This window comes from Streptomyces hilarionis, assembly GCF_024539675.1.
Lineage (GTDB): Bacteria > Actinomycetota > Actinomycetes > Streptomycetales > Streptomycetaceae > Streptomyces > Streptomyces hilarionis.
Map to the genome: position 1 here is coordinate 1 of NZ_JAHHIT010000824.1, position 250 is coordinate 250.

The 250-nt window shown below is 57.2% G+C and carries 1 protein-coding gene; it reads left to right on the forward strand.

Features of this window, described 5'->3' with window-relative positions; genetic code table 11:
• Window positions 1-50: 50 nt before the first annotated feature.
• Window positions 51-250, forward strand: a 200-nt coding sequence (locus KMS84_RS44765) for a hypothetical protein (protein WP_256921645.1), incomplete at its 3' end; no start/stop codon positions are given.

Here is a 250-nt window from a genome sequence, read left to right on the forward strand (position 1 = left end):
GGTGAGCAGTAGCCCCCCCGTTAAAGCCGCGCGAATTACAGACGCTGCCATTGTCCATTCACCTCGCGTACCACGGCCGGCAGCTCACCGCCGAGTCCAAGGCCAAGCCATCGACCGGCATCGTGATTCAATGTGATCTGTCGGCTTCTCACGCTGGCCGGTTCGACTCCAGCCAAGATGGCCCAGCGGCGAATTATTTCGTCATCACCTTGACTACCAACGAAGTACAGATCAAAGGACTGTTTCTGGT